Source organism: Paracoccus panacisoli, from assembly GCF_042435015.1.
In the GTDB taxonomy this organism is placed as follows: domain Bacteria; phylum Pseudomonadota; class Alphaproteobacteria; order Rhodobacterales; family Rhodobacteraceae; genus Paracoccus; species Paracoccus panacisoli.
In genome coordinates this window covers 91,675-109,443 of record NZ_JBHMQU010000009.1, presented here as the reverse complement: position 1 = coordinate 109,443, position 17,769 = coordinate 91,675, and the positions used below count along the sequence as shown (strand labels likewise).

Sequence of the window (17,769 nt, the reverse complement as noted above, 5' to 3'; positions counted from 1 at the left end):
CTGCCCGAGGGGCTCGACGCGGCGCGCGACCGGGGCGCGCGCAACGCCTATGTGACGCTCGTTACCAACGATGATTTTGCGCGGGGCGCGCGGGCGCTGCTGCGCTCGCTGCGCCTGACCGGAACGGGCGCCGATCTCTGCGTGATGCACACCGGCGGCGTGTCCGAGGCGGCGCTGGCGCCCCTAAGGGCCTTCGATCCGCGGCTGGTCCGGGTCGAGCTGCTGCCGACCTCGGACGCGTTCAACGCCGCCCATGCGCGCGACCGCATTCACGGCCTCGCACCCTTTACCAAGGGCGAGAAGCCCGCCTTCCACACCCCGCTCGACAACTTCGCCAAGCTGCGGCTGTGGCAGCTGGACTACGAGCGAGTGGTGTTTCTCGACGCCGACACGCTGGTGCTGCAACCGATCGACCGGCTGTTCGACTACCCCGAGTTCTGCGCCGCGCCCAACGTCTACGAGGGGTTGGGCGATTTTCACCGGATGAACTCGGGCGTCTTCACCGCCCGGCCCGATCCCGCCACCTTCGCCCGGCTGATGGCACAGCTCGACGTGCCCGGCGCGTTCTGGCGGCGCACCGACCAGACCTTCCTGCAGGCTGCCTTCCCCGCCTGGCACGGGCTGCCGGTGTTCGACAACATGCTGCAATACGTGTGGTTCAACCTGCCGGCGCTGTGGTCGTGGGCGGACATCCGGGTGCTGCATTTCCAGTATGAAAAGCCGTGGCAGGACCACGCCAAGGCCGACCGGCTGGCGCCGCTGATCGACCTCTGGCGCGCCTATGCCGGCGACGGGCCGGTGCCCGACAGCCGCAGCCTGCCCAAGCCCGCCGTGCCCGATCCCGCATGAGGGTCGCGCTGACCGGCGCCAGTGGCCTCGTCGGGCGCTTCCTCGCCCGCGGGCTGGCGGCGGCGGGGCATGAGGTGGACCCGCTGCCCGGCTGGCGGCTCGGCCAGCCGGCCCCGCTCGAGGGCTGCGCGGCGCTGGTCCACGCCGGCTTTGCCCATGTCCCGGGGAAATACCGGGGCGGCGAGGGCGACGACCCCGACCGCTTCGTGGCGCTGAACCGCGACGCCTCGCTGCGGCTCTTTGCCGAGGCGAGGGCGGCGGGGGTGGGGCAGGTGGTGTTCCTGTCATCCCGCGCCGTCCATGACGGCCGACCCGAGGGCACCCCGCTGCCCGACGGCACCCCGCCCCTCCCCGCGAGCCTCTACGGCCGCGTCAAGGCCGAGGCCGAGGCGGGCCTCGCCGCCCTCGACGGCCCCGGCTTCGCCACCGCCAGCCTGCGCGCCACCGGCGTCTATGGCCCCGGCGCGGGGCATAAATGGCAAGGCCTGTTCGCCGACTACCGCGCCGGCCGCCCCGTCGCCCCGCGCCGGGGCACCGAGGTGCACGCCGACGACCTCGCCGCCGCGCTGACGCTGGTGCTCGAGGCGCAGGACAGGGGCGCGTTCCACGTCTCGGACCTGCTCGTCGACCGCCACGACCTGCTCTCCGAGGTGCAGCGCCTCACCGGCTGCCCCCACGCCCCCCCGCCGCGGGCAGAGACGCCCGTCTCGCAGATGGGCTGCGCGCGGCTCACCGCCCTGGGCTGGCGCACGCGCGGCTGGCCCGGCCTCGTCGCAGCCCTGCCGGGGATGCTCGCCCCGCCCCCCTCGGGCTGGACCTAAATATCCCGGGGGTCCGGGGGCAGCGCCCCCGGCCCGCCTGTGCCCGGCTGCGGCCGCTTGACCCCGAACACGACGCAGTAAAGCGCCGGCACGAACAGCAGCGTGATCAGCGTCCCGGCGATGATCCCGCCCATCATCGCAAACGCCATCGGCCCCCAGAACACCTGCCGTGAGATCGGGATCAGCGCGAGGCTCGCCGCCGCCGCAGTCAGCAGGATCGGGCGGGCGCGGCTGTCCGACGCCTCGAACACCGCGTCCCACTTGGACCGCCCGCGCGCCAGCAGCGCCTGGATCTCGTGCACGAGGATGATCGAGTTGCGGATCAGGATGCCGATCAGCGCGAGGATGCCGAGGATCGCCACGAACCCCATCGGCACCCGGAACGGCACCAGCGCCGCGACCACGCCGATCAGCCCCAGCGGGGCGGCGGCAAAGACGATCAGCGACAGGCGGAAGCTCTGCATCTGGATCATCACGAGCGTCGCCATGATCAGCAGCATCACCGGCACCACTGCCGCGATCGGCGCCTGGCTCTGGCCCGAGCTTTCCACCGTCCCGCCGATCACGATCTGGACCGAGGCAGGCAGGGTTGCGGCATAGGCCTCGACCGCCGGCGTGAGGGCCGTGACCAGCGTCGCGGGCTGGTCCTTGGTCGCCACCGCCGCCTTGACGGTCACCGTCGGGCGGCCGTCGCGCTGCATGATCAGCGGCTGCTCGGTCTCATAGCTCAGCCGCGCCAGCGCCGCGAGCGGGATGGGCGTGCCTGTGGTCGTCGCCAGCTCGAGGTTCTGGATCGAATCGAGCGACTGCCGGTCGGTTTCGGCCCCCCGCGCCACCACGTCGATCAGGAAGATCCCGTCGCGCAGCTGCGTCACCCCCTTGCCGGAATAAAGCGCCGCCAGCGCTCCCGCGATGTCGGTCGACGAGAGGCCGAGCTGCCGGGCGCGGTCCTGATCGACCTCGACCCGGACCACGCGGGCCGGCTCGTTCCAGTCGAGCGAGATGTCGCGCAGCCGCGGCTCGGCCGCCATCACCGCGGCAAGGCCGCGGGCCGCGTCGCGCGCCTCGTTCAGGTCGTTCGAGCTGACCCGGTACTGCACCGGCTTGCCGACCGGCGGACCGATCTCGAGGTTCTTCACATAGACGTCGGTGCCGACCATCTCGGTCGCGGCCCAGGCGTTCAGCCGCGCCTTGAGCGCGTCGCGGTCCACGAGGTTCGCGGTCTGGATCACCACTTGCCCCATGAACGGCCCCGGGGTGGGCACATCCATCGCCAGCACGAAGCGTGGCGCCCCGCGGCCGACGTAGCTGGTCCAGAACTTCGCCTCGGGCTGCTCTTTCAGGAAGGCGTCGATCCGGGCGATCGAGGCGTCGGTGCGGGCGATGGAGGCGTTGTGGCGCTCGGTCACGTCGATGATGATCTCGGTGCGGTCCGAGGTCGGGAAGAACTGCTGCTCGACGAAGCGCATCCCCCAGACAGAGCCCACGAAGATCAGCGCCGTGGCGATCACGGTCGCCCAGCGGAACCGCATCGCGGCGCGCAGCATGACGTGGAACGCCCGCCGCAGCGGCCCGGCGCGGCCGGCGTGATGGGCCATCTTCGCCGGCAGCAGCGTCACCCCCAGAAGCGGCGCGAAGAGCACCGCGACGATCCACGACACCGGCAGCGACACGGCGATGACGACGAAGAGCGAAAAGGTGAACTCGCCCGCCGCCGAGCTGTTCAGGCCGATGGGGATGAAGCCCGCGACCGTGACCAGCGTGCCCGACAGCATCGGGAAGGCGATCGAGGTCCAGGCATAGCTCGCCGCCTCGCTGCGGCTTTCGCCCAGCTCGAGGCGCGAGATCATCGTCTCGATGGCGATCATCGCGTCATCGACCAGCAGCCCCAGCGCGATGATCAGCGCGCCGAGCGAGATGCGCTGCAGCGTGATCCCCCAGATGTCGAGGATCACGAAGGTGATCGCCAGCACCAGCGGGATGGTCAGCGTCACGACGAACCCGGCCCGGAACCCGAGGCTCACGAAGCTGACCAGCAGCACGATCCCCACCGCCTCGGCGAGCGCCTTGACGAAATGGCCGACCGCCTCGGTCACCACATGGGGCTGGTCGGCGAACTTGTGCATCTCGATGCCGATGGGCAGGTCGGCGGCGATGGTCTGCATCATCGCGTCCAGCTGGGCGCCGTAGGTCTGGATGTTCTCGCCCTGCCGCATGGCGACCTCGAGGCCGATGGCCTCCTGCCCGTTGTAGCGGAAGAGCGCGGCCGGCGGGTCGGCGGTGCCGCGGGTGACGGTTGCCACGTCGCCCACGTTGAAGAACCGGTCGCCGATCCGCAGGTTCACGGCGGCGATGGACTCGGCTGTGTCGAACTGGCCGCCGACGCGGACCAGCACCCGCTCGGGCCCCGCCTGCACGATCCCCGACTGGGCGATGGCGTTCTGCGCGGCGAGCGTCTGGACCACCTGCTCCTGCCGCAGCCCCAGCGCGGCGAGGCGGGTCGAGGAGAACTCGAGGTAGATCTGTTCCTCGCGCACGCCCAGAAGGCTGGTCTTGCCGGCGGCGGGCAGGCCCTGGACCTGCTTGCGGATCGCCTCGACCCGGTCGCGCAGCTCGCGCTGGGTGAAGCCGTCGGCGGTGAAGGCGTAGATGTTGCCGAACACGTCGCCGAAGTTGTCGTTGAACTGGAAGCCCGCGAACTCGGCCGGGAACTCGGGTCGCAGGTCGCCCATCATGTTGCGCACCCGCTGCCACGTCCGCGCAACGTCGCCGCCGCGCACGGTGTCGAGCAGCTCGACATAGACGACCGCCTGCCCGGGCATGGTGACCGAGCGGGTGAACTTGAGCTCGTCCAGCTCCTCGAGCTTGGTCTCGATCCGGTCGGTGACCTGGTCCAGCGTTTCGCCGATGGTGGCGCCGGGCATGGCGGCAGAGATCACCATGACCTTGATGGTGAAGTTGGGGTCCTCTTCGCGGCCGAGGCTGCGATACGAGATGATCCCCGCGACCATCGACACGATGAGCAGGAACCACACCAGCGAGCGGTGGTGCAGCGCCCAGTCCGACAGGTTGAAACTGCGGCGGCGGATCATGGCGCCACCCTCGGCCCGACGGCCTGTCCTTGGGTGAGCGAGTGGACCCCGCGCACCACCACCTCGGCCCCGGGGGTAAGGCCGCCGGTGACCTCGGTCCGGCCGCCCTCGGTCGCGCCGAGCGTCACCGGCGTCAGCGCCACGGTCCCGCCGTCGCCCTGACGCGTCACGGTCCAGACGCCCGCGCCGCCCTCCGGCCCCACGACCACGGCGGCGGCGGGGACGGTCAGGCGCAGCGCGTCGGCGCCGGCGCGCCGGGCGCGGATCAGGCTGCCGATCCTGAGCCCCGAGGTCTCGCCCACGGCCATCGGCAGGGCGAGGTGGACCCGCCGCAGCCGGGTCTGGGCGTCGGCGACGGGGGCGATGCGGCTGACGATGCCCTCGACCGGCGGGCTGGTCTGGGCGGCCGCGGCCGACGCGGCCTGCGCCGGGTCGGGCACTTCGGCGCCCTCGCCCTCGGCCTCGGCGCGGCCCGCCTCGGTCGCCGGGTCGCGCCAGATGGTGAAGGGGTCGCCGGGCGCGAGGCCGCGCAGCTGCGTCTCGGTCAGGTCGATCCGCGCCTCGAGCCGGTCTTCGGATGAAAGTGTCATGATCGGGTCCCCTGCCGCGACCACCGCCCCCGGCGCCGCCTGCACGTCCGAGATCACCCCAGCGATGGGCGCGGTCATCACCGCGAACCCCTCGGCATTGCGGGCGCTCTCGAGCTGGGCGCGGGTCTGGGCCACCGCGGATTGCGCGGCGGCGAGCCCCTGTTCGGCCTGCTCGAGCTGCGCGGTCGAGGCGACGTTGCGGCTGGCCAGCGCGCGGGCGCGCTCGGCGGTGTTCTCGGCGGTCGTCAGGTTCACCTCGGCGGCGGCGACGGCGGCCTCGGCCGCGCGGACGCCGCCCTCGAGGTCCTCGGGCGCCAGCCGCGCCAGCAGGTCGCCCTGCGCCACCCGGTCGCCCACGTCGACGGGCCGGGCGGTCATCCGCCCGAGGGTCTGAAACGCCATGCGCACCTCGGTCACCGCCGCCACCACCCCGGGAATCGAGCGGTTGAAGGCGGCGGTATCGGCCGCGAACTCGGTCACCACCGGGCGCGGCGGGGCGGGCGGCGGCGCCTCGGCCTCGCCGCGGCCGAAAAACGGCAGCTCGAGCGCGCCCGCCGGCCCCGCGGCGGCTGCAAGCAGCGCCGCGCAGAGAACCCACGCCGCCCTCATGGCCGGGGTGTCCCGCGGCGGACCTGGCGGCCCGGATACATGAGCTGCGAGCCCTCGCCGACGACGACCTCGCCCGAGGTCACGCCGGCGCGGACCACGACCACGCCGGTCTCGTAGCGCTCGACCTCGACCGGGGCGATGGCCACGCGGTCGTCGGCGCCGATCCGCCACACGGCGGGCAAGGTGCCGCTGACGGTCAGCACCGTCCAGGGCAGCTCGATCCCCTCGCCGGCCGGCACCTCGGCGGTGCCCACCACCGCCGCGCCGAGCAGCGCGGGGTCAAGCGGGCCGTCGATCGCAACCCGCACCGCGACCGATCCGGTGGCCGGATCGACCAGCGGCGCGATCTCGCTGACCGTGCCGTTGAGGCGCCGGTCGGGGTGGTCGATGGGGCTGAGACTCACCTGCGCCCCTTTCCACGCGTCCAGCCGGGGCGAATCGGGCAGCCGGAACACCGCCTCGAGCCCGGTCAGCGCGGCGAGCGACAGGATCGGCTGCGCGGCGCCGACGACCTGCCCGGGCTCGGCGGTGCGGGCGGTGACCACGGCCTCCTCGGGCGCCTTGAGCACCGCGTCGTCCAGCGCCCGGCGCGCCTGATCGGCACGGGTGCGGGCGCTTTCAAGCTGGCCCTCGGCCGCCGACAGCGCCTGCTGGGCGGCGTCGCGGGCGGCGCGGGTGCCCACCCCCCGGCGCAGCATCTCGTCGGCGCGCTCGGCGGCCTGCCCGGCCTGCCGCGCGGCGGCCTCGGCGGCGGTGACCCCGGCCTCGGCCTGGTTCAGCGCCTGCTGCTGCTGGACCGCGTCGGTCCGCGCCAGCGGCATCCCGGCGCTGACCCGATTTCCGGCCTCGACGAGGATCTCGGTGATCCGGCCGCCGTTCGGGAAGGACAGGTCGATGCTGTCCTGCGCGCCGATGGTGCCGGTGAGCCGCACCCCGAGGGTCAGCGGCCGGGTCTCGACCGGGACATATTCGACGGCGAGCAGCGGTCCCCCGGCGGGCGCCTGCGGCGCAGCCTCGGCGACCGGCGGGGAGGGGGCGGAGGGGGTCTCGGCCGCAAGCGGCCCCCCGGCCGCGAGCAACAGCGGCAGCAGCAAAAATCCGAATCGCATGAAATGCGCCTTTCAATCTCCGCATTCCTATGCCGCGCCTGCCGCTCAAAGGGAACCCGGCAATTGGGAAGAGGGTGAACCGAGCGTGAACGGCGGGTGCCCGGCGCGGGGGCGCCCCGGTCAGGTGACGGCGGCCCGGCGGTGGTACTCGGGCCGGTCCCAGCTGCCGGTGCGCAGGATGTCGGACAGGGCGGCCACGGCGCGCGCCACATCCTCCATCCCGTTGTAGAGCGGGGCAAATCCGAAGCGCAGCACGTCGGGGGCGCGGAAGTCGCCGATCACGCCGTGGGCGATCAGCGCCTGCATCACCGCATAGGCCTGGGGGTGGCGGAACCCGACCTGGCTGCCCCGCGCCGCGGGGTCGCGCGGAGAGTGCAGGGTGACGCCCGGGCATTCGGCCTCGACCCCCGCGATGAACGCCTCGGTCAGCGCCACCGAGCGGGCGCGCAGGTCGGCCATGTCGACCCCGTCCCAGACCTCGAGCGCCGTCTCGAGCGCGGCGAGCGCGATGACCGGCGGCGTGCCGACCCGCATCCGCTCGATCCCCGGCGCGGGGGTGTAGTCGGGGTCGAAGGCGAAGGGCGCGGCGTGGCCCATCCAGCCCTGCAGGCAGGGCCGCGCGGCCTCGGCGTGGCGCGGGTGGACCCAGATGAACGCCGGCGCGCCCGGCCCGCCGTTGAGGTACTTGTAGGTGCACCCCACGGCGAAATCCGCGTCGGCGCCGCGCAGGTCCACGTCGATGGCCCCGGCCGAGTGCGCGAGGTCCCAGACCGTCAGCGCGCCCGCCGCGTGCGCCTGCGCGGTCAGCGCCGCCATGTCGTGCCGCCGCCCGGTGCGGTAGTCCACCTCGGTCAGCATCAGCACCGCCAGATCGGCGTCGATCGCCCCCGCCACCGCCTCGGGCGCCACGACCCGCAGCTCGGCCCCCACGGCGCGCGCCAGCCCCTCGGCCACGTAGAGGTCCGAGGGGAAGTTGCCGCTGTCCGACAGGATCACCCGCCGGCCGGGGTTCAGCGTCAGCGCCGCGCTGAGCGCCTGGAAGACCTTGATCGACAGCGTGTCGCCCATGACGACCTCGCCCGCGCCGGCCCCGATCAGCCGGGCGATGCGGTCGCCCACCCGGCGCGGCTGCGCGTACCAGCCGGCGCGGTTCCAGCCGGTGATGAGCATCTCGGCCCACTCGTCGCGCATCATCGCCGCGACCCGCTCGGCCGCGCGCACCGGCATCGGCCCCAGCGAGTTGCCGTCGAGGTAGGTGACCCCCTCGGGCAGGTGGAACGCGGCGCGGGTGGCGGCAAAGTCGGTCATGGCGGCTCCTGTCGTGCCCGGGGACGGGGGGCTGTCTGCCCCCCGGTCCCTGCGGGACTCCCCCCGAGGATATTTGAGAACCGCCTGAGGGGAAGCCGGGATCAGCCCTCGATGCGGCCGAAATCGGCGATCCGGCGGCCGATCTCGCGGATCCGGTGCAGCAGGTTCAGGCGGTTGCGGCGCAGCACCGCGTTGTCGGCGTTGACCTGCACCGCCTCGAAGAAGCCGTCGATGGGGGCGCGCAGCGCGGCGATGGCGGCCATGGCGGCGGGGTAGTCCTCGGCCCGGACGGCGGCGGCGATCTGCGGCTCGGCGGCGTCGAGGGCGGAGAAGAGGGCGCGTTCGGCCTCCGTCTCGGCGAACTTCGGGTCGGCGCCGAAGCTGTATTCCACCCCGTCCTGCGCCTCGGCCTGGGCGAGGATGTTGGCGGCGCGCTTGAGCCCCTGCAGGAGGTTCGTCCCGTCCTCGGTCGCCAGCATCGCATTGAGCGCCGTGGCCCGGGCGACGACGAGGGTCAGGTCGTCGTTCCCCGGCATGGCGCGGACCGCGTCGATCACGTCATGGCGGATGCCCTGGTCCCGCAGGTGGACCTTGAGGCGGTCGTGGAGGAAGGACAGCAGGTCGTGGTGACGGTTCGTCAAGGATTGGGCGCTAGGCTCGGCGGCATGAGCCTGATTCTGCGCCTCATCGCCCTGTTGCTGCGCCGCATCGCCGGCGGCGATCCACGCCGTGAGTGGGGCGCGCACCCCGTTCCCCAGCACCAGCCGGATCACCCCCAGCGCCGCGCGGCGCAGCGCAAAGGGGTCCTTGGAGCCGGTGGGCTTCTCGTCGATGGCCCAGAACCCGGTCAGCGTGTCGAGCTTGTCAGCCAGCGCCACCGCCACCGACACCGGCGCCGAGGGCACTGCGTCCGACGGCCCGAGCGGGGCGTAGTGGTCGCGGGCGGCGTCGGCCACGGCCTCGCCCAGCCCCGCGGCCTGCGCGTAATAGCGGCCCATCGTGCCCTGCAACTCGGGGAACTCGCCCACCATCGCCGAGCGCAGGTCGAGCTTGGCGATCTCGGCAGCCCGCGCCGCCTGATCGGGGTCGGCCCCCACCGCGGGCGCGATCTCGCGGGCCAGCGCGGCGATGCGCGCCACCCGGTCGGCCTGGCTGCCGAGCTTCGCGTGGAACGTCACGGCCTTCAGCCCCTCGGCCCAGCCCGCCATCCCGCCCTTCGCCTCGCGCAGGTCGTTGCTCCAGAAGAACGCCGCATCCGACAGCCGCGCGGCCAGCACCCGCTGGTTGCCGGCGAGGATCGTCGCGCCGTGGTCGGGGGTCTCGATGTTGGCGACGGTGACGTAGCCCTCGATCCGCCCGGAGGCGGGGTTGCGGGCCGACAGGAACTTCTGGTGCTCCTTCATCGAGGTCTGCAGCACCTCGGGCGGCAGGTCGAGGAAGCGCGCCTCGATTACCCCCATCAGCGGCACCGGCCATTCGACCAGCCCGGCAAGCTCGGTCATCAGCCCGTCGTCGGGCACGATCTCCCACCCGCGGGCAAAGGCGAGGTTCGCGGCCTCCTGCCGGATCGCGGCCTCGCGTTCGGCGGGGTCGAGCATGACCCGCGCGCGGCGCAGCTTGGCGGCGTAGTCGTCGAAGCCGGTCACCGCAAAGGCGTCAGGCGCCATGAAGCGGTGGCCGCGGGTGGAGTTCCCGGCGGCGATCCCGTCCACCTCAAGCGGCACGACCTGCGCGCCGGCCTCGTCGCTGAGCAGGCAGAGGATCGAGTGCAGCGGCCGCACCCAGCGCAGGTTGCCCGAGCCCCAGCGCATCGACTTGGGCCAGGGAAAGTCGCGGATCGTGCGGGACAGCACCTCGGCCACGATCTCGGCGGCCGGGCGGCCGGGGTGCTCGACCACGGCATAGAACGCCTCGCCCTTCTTCTCGGCGCGGCGCTCGAGCTGGTCGAGCGTCAGGCCCGTCGCGCGCAGGAAGCCCTGGATCGCGGCCTCGGGGGCGTCGGTGCGCGGGCCCTTGCGCTCGTCGCGCACGGGCTTGGATTGCGCGTCCAGGCCCTCGACCGCCAGCGCCAGCCGCCGCGGGGTCGAGAAGGCCCCGGCGCTACGATAGGTGAGCCCGGCCTCGACCAGCTCCTCGGTCACGAGGCGGCGCAGGTCGTCGCGGGCGCGCGGCTGCATCCGGGCCGGGATTTCTTCCGAGAACAGCTCGATCAGCAGGTCCATCAGTCCATCACTCCGCGGGCGGGCGTCTTGTCGTTCAGCTGGTGCCAGGCAAAGGCGCGGCCGTCGGGATAGACGATCAGCACCCGGTCCACGTCGGGGCGGACCTCGGACTGGCCGAGGATGGCGCGGGCGTGGCCGGCCTCGAGGTCGAGGGTCAGGGCCTTGGCCGAATAGCACTGGAACCACCCCGGCCCGTTCAGCGGCGTCGCGGCGGGGTAGGGGGCGGCGTCGGCGACCTCGGCCGGGTCGAGCGTCATGCAGGCGCGGTAGCGGATGGGCGAGCTCGTCGCGTCGATGGCGCGGAAGCCCTCGACCGCCACGGGATGGGTCGTGCCGTCGGGCCGGGTCACCACGATGTCGGCGGCGCCGGTGATCTCGTCCACCTCGTCATAGAAGCCGTAGACCTGCAGATACCAGGCCGCCACGCCGGCGAGCAGCGCGACCAGCACCAGCATCGAGGCCATGATCTTGCCGGAGGTCATGGGGTCGTCCCGCGTGGGGCGGGGTCGGCGTCGCTCGGGCCGGGGGCCGCGGGGGTGTGGTCGGCGGACGGGGCACCGGTGGACGGGGCGCCGGTGGCCGGCTCTTGGGCCGCCACAGCCGCGGGCGTCGCGGCATCCGGCCCGGCATCACCTGCCGACGGCGCCACCGTCGCTGCGCCGTCCGCTCCGGCGGCGCGGGCGTCACCGGCCACGCCGGTCGCCGCCTCGGTCGTCACGAACAGGTCGGCGCAGCGCTTGGCCAGCGCCCGGACCCGGCCGATATAGGCCTGCCGCTCGGTGACCGAGATCACGCCACGGGCGTCGAGCAGGTTGAAGAGGTGGCTCGCCTTGATCGCCTGGTCATAGGCCGGGTGGGCCATCGGGATGCGGCGGCCGGCGGCGTCGGCCTCGGGGGCGGTCAGGATGCGGTCGCACTCGGCCTCGGCGTCCTTGAAGTGCTGGAACAGCATCGCCGTGTCGGCCTGCTCGAAGTTCCAGCGCGAATACTCGCGCTCGGTCTGCCGGAAGATGTCGCCGTAGGTCAGCGGGATCGGCGCGTCGGGGTCGTTGAACGGCATCTCCATGACGTGCTGCACGCCCAGCACATACATCGCCAGCCGCTCGAGCCCGTAGGTCAGCTCACCCGACACCGGGCGGCAGTCGTGGCCGCCGACCTGCTGGAAATAGGTGAACTGCGACACCTCCATCCCGTCGCACCACACCTCCCACCCGAGGCCCCAGGCGCCGAGGGTCGGGCTTTCCCAGTCGTCCTCGACGAAGCGCACGTCATGAACCAGCGGGTCGAGCCCGATGGCGCGCAGGCTGCCGAGGTAGAGGTCCTGCAGGTCCGGCGGCGAGGGTTTGATGATGACCTGGTACTGGTAGTAGTGCTGCAGCCGGTTCGGGTTCTCGCCGTAGCGCCCGTCCGTGGGGCGGCGCGAGGGCTGGACGTAGGCCGCGGCCCAGGGGCGCGACCCGAGGCTGCGCAGCGTGGTCGCCGGGTGGAAGGTGCCGGCGCCGACCTCCATGTCGTAGGGCTGCAGGATCGCGCAGCCGGTTGCCGCCCAATAGCTCTGCAGCCGCAGGATCACGTCCTGAAAGCAGCGCGGCCGGTTCGCTTCGGCGGGCGAGGGGGGACGCGGTTGTGAAGCGGCCGCAGCGGGCTGGGGGCTGGTCATGGCGGCGTCCTTTCGCATAACTGGCGCGAATGCAGGCCGCTCATAGGATGCGGCCGGGGGCGGGTCAATCTGCCCGCACCTGATGGGGACGCCCGATGCGCACGCTTGCCAGACTGATGACCGCCACCCTGCCCGTCGTCGTGGCGCTGTCGGTCGCGGCACCCGCGCTGGCCGAGCCGGTGGTGCTCAGGATCGAGGCCAAGCGCGGCGTCGAGAGCGAGGCGGCGATCGCCGCCTGGGCGGGCCGGTTCCCGAATGTCGTGGCGTTTCAACTGCCTGGCGGCTGGACCGGCATCGGCCTCGGCCCGATGGAGCGTGCCGCCGCCGAGGCCGAGATGGCGCGGCTGAAGGCGGCGGGCGAGATCCCGGGCGACAGTTTCATCGCCCCTGCGCCGGCCGAGGTCGTGGCCGCGGCCGCGCCCGACGCGGGTACGGCGCCGGCCGAGTCCGGGGCGGCCGAGGGGATGGCGGCGGGGAACCCGGCGGCGGGTGCCTCGACCTTCGTGGCGCCGGGTGCGCCTGAGGCGGGCGCGGCGAGCCCGGAGGCCGCCGCCGACAGTCCGGCCCAGCCGCCCGCGAGCGAGGAGGCGGCGACCGAGGCCGCCGCGAGCGAGGCCGCCGCGCCCGACGCGGCGGCGAACGCTCCCGAGGCGACCGATCCGACCACGGACGCGCCGCCCTCGGACAGCGTGGCGGCCACCCCGGCCGACGGCGCGGGAACGGCGGTCACCCCCACCGCTCCGGCCCCCGGCGACTACCTCCGCCTCCAGCGCTTCGACACGCGCGAGGCCGCTGACACCGCCTTGCAGACCTGGCGCAGCGATTTTCCCGAGGCCGGGCTCTACCAGCAGCCGGACGGCGGCTATGCGATCACCCTCGGCCCGCTGGCGCCCGAGGCGGCGGCGGCATGGCTGACGGCGTTCCGCAATGCGGAACGGGTGGGCCGCCCCGGCGCGGTGCTGCCGGCGGCCGAACTGGGCACCGCGATCGACGCCGGGCAGCCCATCTACCTGCCCGGGCCCGGCACGGCCGAGATGCCGGCGCTGATCGAGATCCAGCGCGCGCTGCGCTGGGCGGGGCACTATGAGGGCCGCATCGACGGCAAGGACGGCCCGCAGACCCAGGCCGCCATCGCCGCCGAAGTGCTCGGCCTGCGCGCCGCCCCCGATGCCGCCAGCGCCATGCAGGCGCTGATCGACCGGCGCGTGGCGTGGAACGCGCAGATGGGGCTGACGCGGCTGGACGATCCGCAGACCGGGCTGTCGGTCATGGCGCCGATGGACCGGCTGCAGTTCGACCGCAACGAGCAGGGGATGTCGATCTATGGGCCGAAGGACGGCTCGGGCGCGGCGCTGATCCTCTATGCCGCGCCGGGCGGGCAGCAGGAGATGCTGGACTTCACCGGCCTCGTCACCGCGCTGGGCTGGGTGCCCGCGCCCGAGCGCAAGATCGATCCCGGCCACGCCCGCCTCAAGGGCGAGAACGAGACCCACATCGGCCAGGCCGAGGCGCGGGTCGAAAACGGCCGGGTCGAGGGCGTGGTGCTGATCTGGCCGAAGATGGACGCCGCCGACCAGCCGCGGGTGGCGGGCGAGATGCTCGACAGCCTCGGCGCGACTCCGGTCCCCGAAGCGGCCGAGCCGGCCGCGGCAGAGGCCTCGGGCGCGGCGACGGATGCTGCCGCCGCGGGCGAGGCCCCTGCGGAGGACACCCCGCCGGCCCCGGCGAACTGACTACTGCCGCCAGAACCGCGGCATCAGCACCACGAAGACGGTGATCAGCTCGAGCCGGCCGAGATACATCCCCACGATCATCAGCCACTTGGCGGTCGTGGGGAAATTCGCCACGCTGCCGTTGCCGCTGACCTCGGGGCCCCAGGCCGGGCCGACGTTGGCGATGGCGGTCCAGGCCGCGGTTAGCGCGGTGCGCGGGTGCAGGCCGGTCAGCGCCAGCCCGACGATCAGCACCCCGAAGGTCAGCACGAACAGCGTGAACAGCGCCATGACCGAGTTGACCACCTCGGGGTCGAGCCGCCGCCCCTGTAGGCTCAAGAGCCGCACCCGGTTGGGCGACTGCATCTGCGCGAGTTGCGCCCTGAGCGCCTGGAACAGCACCTGATAGCGGAACACCTTGACCGAGCAGCAGGTGGACCCGGTGCAGCCGCCGATCAGCCCCACGGTGATCAGCAGCACGAAGGGCAGGTGCCCCCACTGGGTCACGTCGACCGAGGCATAGCCGGTCCCGGTCATGATCGTGACCACGTTGAAGGCCACCTCGCGCAGCAGGCCCAGCGACGGCGGCACGTCCAGCCACAGCGACTGGTAGATCACGATCAGCGTGCAGACCACGGCGATGATGGCGAGGAAGGTCCAGATCTGGCTGTCCCGCCACAGCGGGGCGAAGTCGCCGTGCATCGCCTGCACCATCCGCACGAAGGGCAGCGAGGCGAGGATCATGAACACCGTCGCGGCGACCTCGGGCGCGCCGATGAAGGCGCCGAAGCTTGCGTCGAGGTTGCTGAACCCGCCGGTCGAGCAGGTGGTGAGCGCGTGCATCACCGCGTCGAACCCGCTCATCCCCAGCCCGGCGTAGATCATCGCGCAGAGGATGGTGATGCCGAGGTAGAGCTCGGTCATCTCGGCCGCGATCGAGCCCGCGCGCGGCATGACCTTGCCCATCGTGTCGAACCCTTCCGAGCGGAAGAACTGCATCCCCCCGACCCGCATCACCGGCAGGAATACCATCGCCACGACGACGATCCCGAGCCCGCCCGACCATTGCAGCAGCCCGCGCCAGAGATGCACCCCGTCGCTCAGCGCCCCGAGCTCGGGGAAGGCAGTGGCGCCGGTGGTGCTGAGGCCGGACATCGCCTCGAACATGGCGTCGGTGAAGCCGGCGCCGGCGACCGCGGCGCGGATCGGCATCGCCCCGATGACCGGCAGCACCAGCCACAGCCCCGAGGTCAGCAGGAACGCCTGTTCGAGCGTCAGCGTGCGGCCCTCGTGCCGTGTGGCGAGCATCACCATCCAGGCGACGAGCGCCGTGCCCGCGCCGGTCGCGGCGAAGATCCGCCAGCTTGCCGCGCCTGCCGACCAGTCCACCGCCGCGGGCGCGGCCATCATCACGCCCATGACGATGGCGAGCTTGGAAATCGCGTGGATCACGGGGCGGACGTCGATCATGGCGCCCTGACTGCCCGCAGCCATGCGAGCGGTCAAGCGCGCCGACCTCGGTTGCGCGGGTGAGAGCCTGGGCGACGCGCCGCACGCCGCCCGGGTTGCGCCGCAGGCCGGGTTGCGCCGCAGGCGGGGCTGCGCTAGTCCGGGCGGGCGCGGGTGTAGCTCAATGGTAGAGCAGCAGCCTTCCAAGCTGAATACGTGGGTTCGATTCCCATCACCCGCTCCAAGCACACACCGATCGCAGGATTCCCCGGTGTCCGGTCGAGTGCCCGCGGATCCGCATCACGCCAGCGCCATCACCCCCAGCACCCCTGCCAGCGCCAGCATACCCCGCCGCCAGACCCCGAGCCCACGGTTGATGTCGGAGGCGCCGGGATCGGGGGCCTGCGCGTTCACCCACGGTTCGTCATGGATGCCGCCTGCGTAGACGCGCGGGCCTGACAGGCGGATGCCCAGCCCACCGGCCATCGCGGCTTCGGGCCAGCCGGCGTTGGGCGACCGGTGCCGCCGGGCGTCCCGTCGCACCGTCGCCAGCGCGGCGCGGGGGCGGGGCGATGCGAGGGCGAGGGTCAGGGCCGTCACTCGCGCCGGGATCAGGTTCACGGCATCGTCCAGCCGCGCCGCGACCCAGCCGAAGGCCTCGTGCCGCGGGGTGCGGTGGCCAATCATCGAATCGAGCGTGTTGATCGCCTTGTAGGCGGCGATCCCCGGCAGGCCCAGCAACAGGCCCCAGAACAGCGGGGCGACCACCCCGTCCGAGGCGTTCTCGGCCAGGCTCTCGAGCGCTGCGCGCGCCACGCCGGCCTCATCCAGCCGCGCGGGGTCGCGCCCCACGATCCGGGCGACGGCGATCCGGGCGGCGGGAAGGTCGCCCTGCGCCAGCGGCCGGGCGACGGCCGCCACATGCTCGTCGAGCGAGCGCAACGCCAGCAGCGGCCACGCGAGCAGCCCGGTCAGTACCATCCCCACCCAGCCGCCGGGCATCAGCGCCTGCAATGCGAGGGCCGGTAGCGCCGCCGCCCCGACCGTCGCCAGCACGCAGAGCACCCCGGCGGCGCGGCGGCGGGCCGGGCGGTCCTCCTCGCGGTTCCATTGTCGGTCGAGAGCGGCGATGAGCGCCCCGATCCAGGTCACCGGATGGCCGATCCGGGTGAACAGCCGGTCGGGCCAGCCGAGGGCGGCATCCACCGCCATCGCCACCAGCATCGGGCCCGCGAACATCACCGAGCGTTCCGGCAGGTTCGCTTCGGCGCGGCCGAAATGACACGACCGGCAAGGGCGACCGGGGCCGTATGGCCCCCAACTTGGTCCGGACCGCTGCGGCGCGCGACACCACGCCGCGATCCCACAACCCTGCGCGACACACGCGCGCCCGCCAGCATCGACGCGGTCACGGGATCAGAACTCCACCCCGGCCTGCGCCCGGATCCCCGCCCGGAACGGGTGCTTCACCGCCTGCATCTCGGTGACCAGATCGGCGATCTCGAGCAGTTCGGGTTTCGCGTTGCGGCCGGTCAGCACGACATGGGTCATCGGCGGCTTCTCGTCGCGCAGGAAAACCGTCACCTCGGTCACGTCCAGATAGTCGTAGCGCAGCGCGATGTTGATCTCGTCCAGCAGCACCATGCGGTTGGCGGGGTCGCGGATCAGGGCCTTCGTCGTGTCCCACGCTCGTGCCGCCGCCGCTCTGTCGCGGGCCAGATCCTGCGTCTCCCACGTGAAACCCTCACCCATCGTGTGAAACTGGCAGAGGTCGCCGAAGCGTCCGACCAGCAACTCGCGCTCACCGGTGGCCATGGCCCCCTTGATGAACTGCACCACCGCGCAGGGCATCCCGTGGGCGATGCAGCGCAGGATCATGCCGAAGGCCGAGGACGACTTGCCCTTGCCCGGCCCGGTCAGGACGATGACCAGCCCCTTCTCGTCCGTCCGGTGCTGCATCATGCGGTCGCGTGCGGTCTTGATCCGTGCCTTTTTCGCGGCATGAGCGGCGGCATCCTGCGGCGTCACGTCGATGTCCGTCATCTGCCCTCTTCTTGACTTCCCAGGCGCGAGGTGGCTTGGGTCACCGCATCGCTGGTTCCTGCCTTACGGCAGGCGAAGAGGGAATGCGACAGCCTGCCGTCCATCCAAGGGACACGGGTCAAGCGCAGCCGCCCCCGCGACCGTGACCGGAGAGGTCGCCCACCGCCACTGGGAAACCGGGAAGGCAGGGCGCCCGCCGGGGTGCTGCCAGGCCCCCGACATCCGCAAGCCGGGAGACCTGCCAGCGTCGGCCCTCGAAGGGGGCTGTCCGAAGCCGTGGCCGGGGTGAGCCGCAGACCGGAGTT

The 17,769-nt window shown here is 72.7% G+C and carries 12 protein-coding genes, 1 tRNA gene, 1 pseudogene and 1 riboswitch; of the genes and pseudogenes, 4 read left to right on the top strand and 10 right to left on the bottom strand.

The window, feature by feature from the left end; all coding sequences use genetic code 11:
• Both ACFHYO_RS02185 and ACFHYO_RS02180 read left to right on the top strand, forming a co-directional pair.
• Nucleotides 1–849 (top strand): glycosyltransferase, encoded by an 849-nt coding sequence (locus ACFHYO_RS02185; protein ID WP_394318104.1) that lies wholly within the window; start codon nt 1–3, stop codon nt 847–849.
• Complete coding sequence (locus ACFHYO_RS02180) at nt 846–1,670, top strand: NAD-dependent epimerase/dehydratase family protein (protein WP_394318053.1); 825 nt, start codon at nt 846–848, stop codon at nt 1,668–1,670. The genes ACFHYO_RS02185 and ACFHYO_RS02180 overlap by 4 nt, the downstream gene beginning before the upstream one ends.
• On the opposite strand, the gene ACFHYO_RS02175 is transcribed toward ACFHYO_RS02180, so the two are convergent.
• From ACFHYO_RS02175 to ACFHYO_RS02145, 7 genes and pseudogenes are all read right to left on the bottom strand, one after another.
• Entirely contained in the window at nt 1,667–4,762 is a 3,096-nt protein-coding gene (locus tag ACFHYO_RS02175; protein ID WP_394318051.1) for an efflux RND transporter permease subunit, read from the bottom strand. The two genes, ACFHYO_RS02180 and ACFHYO_RS02175, sit on opposite strands and share 4 nt — an antisense overlap.
• The gene (locus ACFHYO_RS02170) at nt 4,759–5,961 is read right to left on the bottom strand and encodes an efflux RND transporter periplasmic adaptor subunit (RefSeq protein WP_036734957.1); all 1,203 of its coding nucleotides are present in this window, start codon (nt 5,959–5,961) and stop codon (nt 4,759–4,761) included. Before ACFHYO_RS02170 ends, ACFHYO_RS02175 begins: the two co-directional genes overlap by 4 nt.
• Entirely contained in the window at nt 5,958–7,070 is a 1,113-nt protein-coding gene (locus ACFHYO_RS02165; protein ID WP_394318049.1) for an efflux RND transporter periplasmic adaptor subunit, read from the bottom strand. Before ACFHYO_RS02165 ends, ACFHYO_RS02170 begins: the two co-directional genes overlap by 4 nt.
• Before the next feature lie 120 nt (nt 7,071–7,190).
• On the bottom strand, nt 7,191–8,378 hold the full coding sequence (gene kynU, locus ACFHYO_RS02160) for a kynureninase (RefSeq protein ID WP_394318047.1): 1,188 nt from the start codon (nt 8,376–8,378) through the stop codon (nt 7,191–7,193).
• Nucleotides 8,379–8,479: 101 nt separating this feature from the next.
• Nucleotides 8,480–10,603: a glycine--tRNA ligase subunit beta gene (gene glyS, locus ACFHYO_RS02155; protein ID WP_394318102.1), complete on the bottom strand. Its 2,124-nt coding sequence runs from the start codon at nt 10,601–10,603 to the stop codon at nt 8,480–8,482.
• Nucleotides 10,600–11,082, bottom strand: a complete 483-nt coding sequence (locus tag ACFHYO_RS02150; protein ID WP_394318045.1) for a DUF6446 family protein — start codon at nt 11,080–11,082, stop codon at nt 10,600–10,602. The genes glyS and ACFHYO_RS02150 overlap by 4 nt, the downstream gene beginning before the upstream one ends.
• Nucleotides 11,083–11,303: 221 nt before the next feature.
• Nucleotides 11,304–12,260 (bottom strand): annotated as a pseudogene (locus tag ACFHYO_RS02145) (glycine--tRNA ligase subunit alpha); the annotation flags it as partial.
• Nucleotides 12,261–12,355: 95 nt separating this feature from the next.
• On the opposite strand from ACFHYO_RS02145, the gene ACFHYO_RS02140 reads away from it, so the two are divergent.
• The gene (locus tag ACFHYO_RS02140; protein ID WP_394318043.1) at nt 12,356–13,993 is read left to right on the top strand and encodes a peptidoglycan-binding domain-containing protein; all 1,638 of its coding nucleotides are present in this window, start codon (nt 12,356–12,358) and stop codon (nt 13,991–13,993) included.
• Here ACFHYO_RS02140 and ACFHYO_RS02135 read toward each other — a convergent pair whose 3' ends face one another.
• Complete coding sequence (locus ACFHYO_RS02135) at nt 13,994–15,442, bottom strand: TrkH family potassium uptake protein (RefSeq protein ID WP_036703248.1); 1,449 nt, start codon at nt 15,440–15,442, stop codon at nt 13,994–13,996.
• Nucleotides 15,443–15,591: 149 nt separating this feature from the next.
• Between ACFHYO_RS02135 and ACFHYO_RS02130 the strand changes: the two genes are divergently transcribed.
• Nucleotides 15,592–15,665: transfer RNA gene (locus tag ACFHYO_RS02130), tRNA-Gly, on the top strand.
• 56 nt (nt 15,666–15,721) lie between these two features.
• Here ACFHYO_RS02130 and cbiB read toward each other — a convergent pair.
• Together cbiB and cobO are read right to left on the bottom strand one after the other, a co-directional pair.
• The gene (gene cbiB / locus ACFHYO_RS02125; protein ID WP_156127470.1) at nt 15,722–16,663 is read right to left on the bottom strand and encodes an adenosylcobinamide-phosphate synthase CbiB; all 942 of its coding nucleotides are present in this window, start codon (nt 16,661–16,663) and stop codon (nt 15,722–15,724) included.
• Nucleotides 16,664–16,837: 174 nt separating this feature from the next.
• A complete protein-coding gene (gene cobO, locus ACFHYO_RS02120; RefSeq protein WP_036709635.1) occupies nt 16,838–17,464 on the bottom strand; it encodes a cob(I)yrinic acid a,c-diamide adenosyltransferase in 627 nt (208 codons plus the stop codon).
• Nucleotides 17,465–17,499: 35 nt separating this feature from the next.
• Nucleotides 17,500–17,724: riboswitch (cobalamin riboswitch) on the top strand.
• The last annotated feature ends 45 nt before the right edge of the window (nt 17,725–17,769 follow it).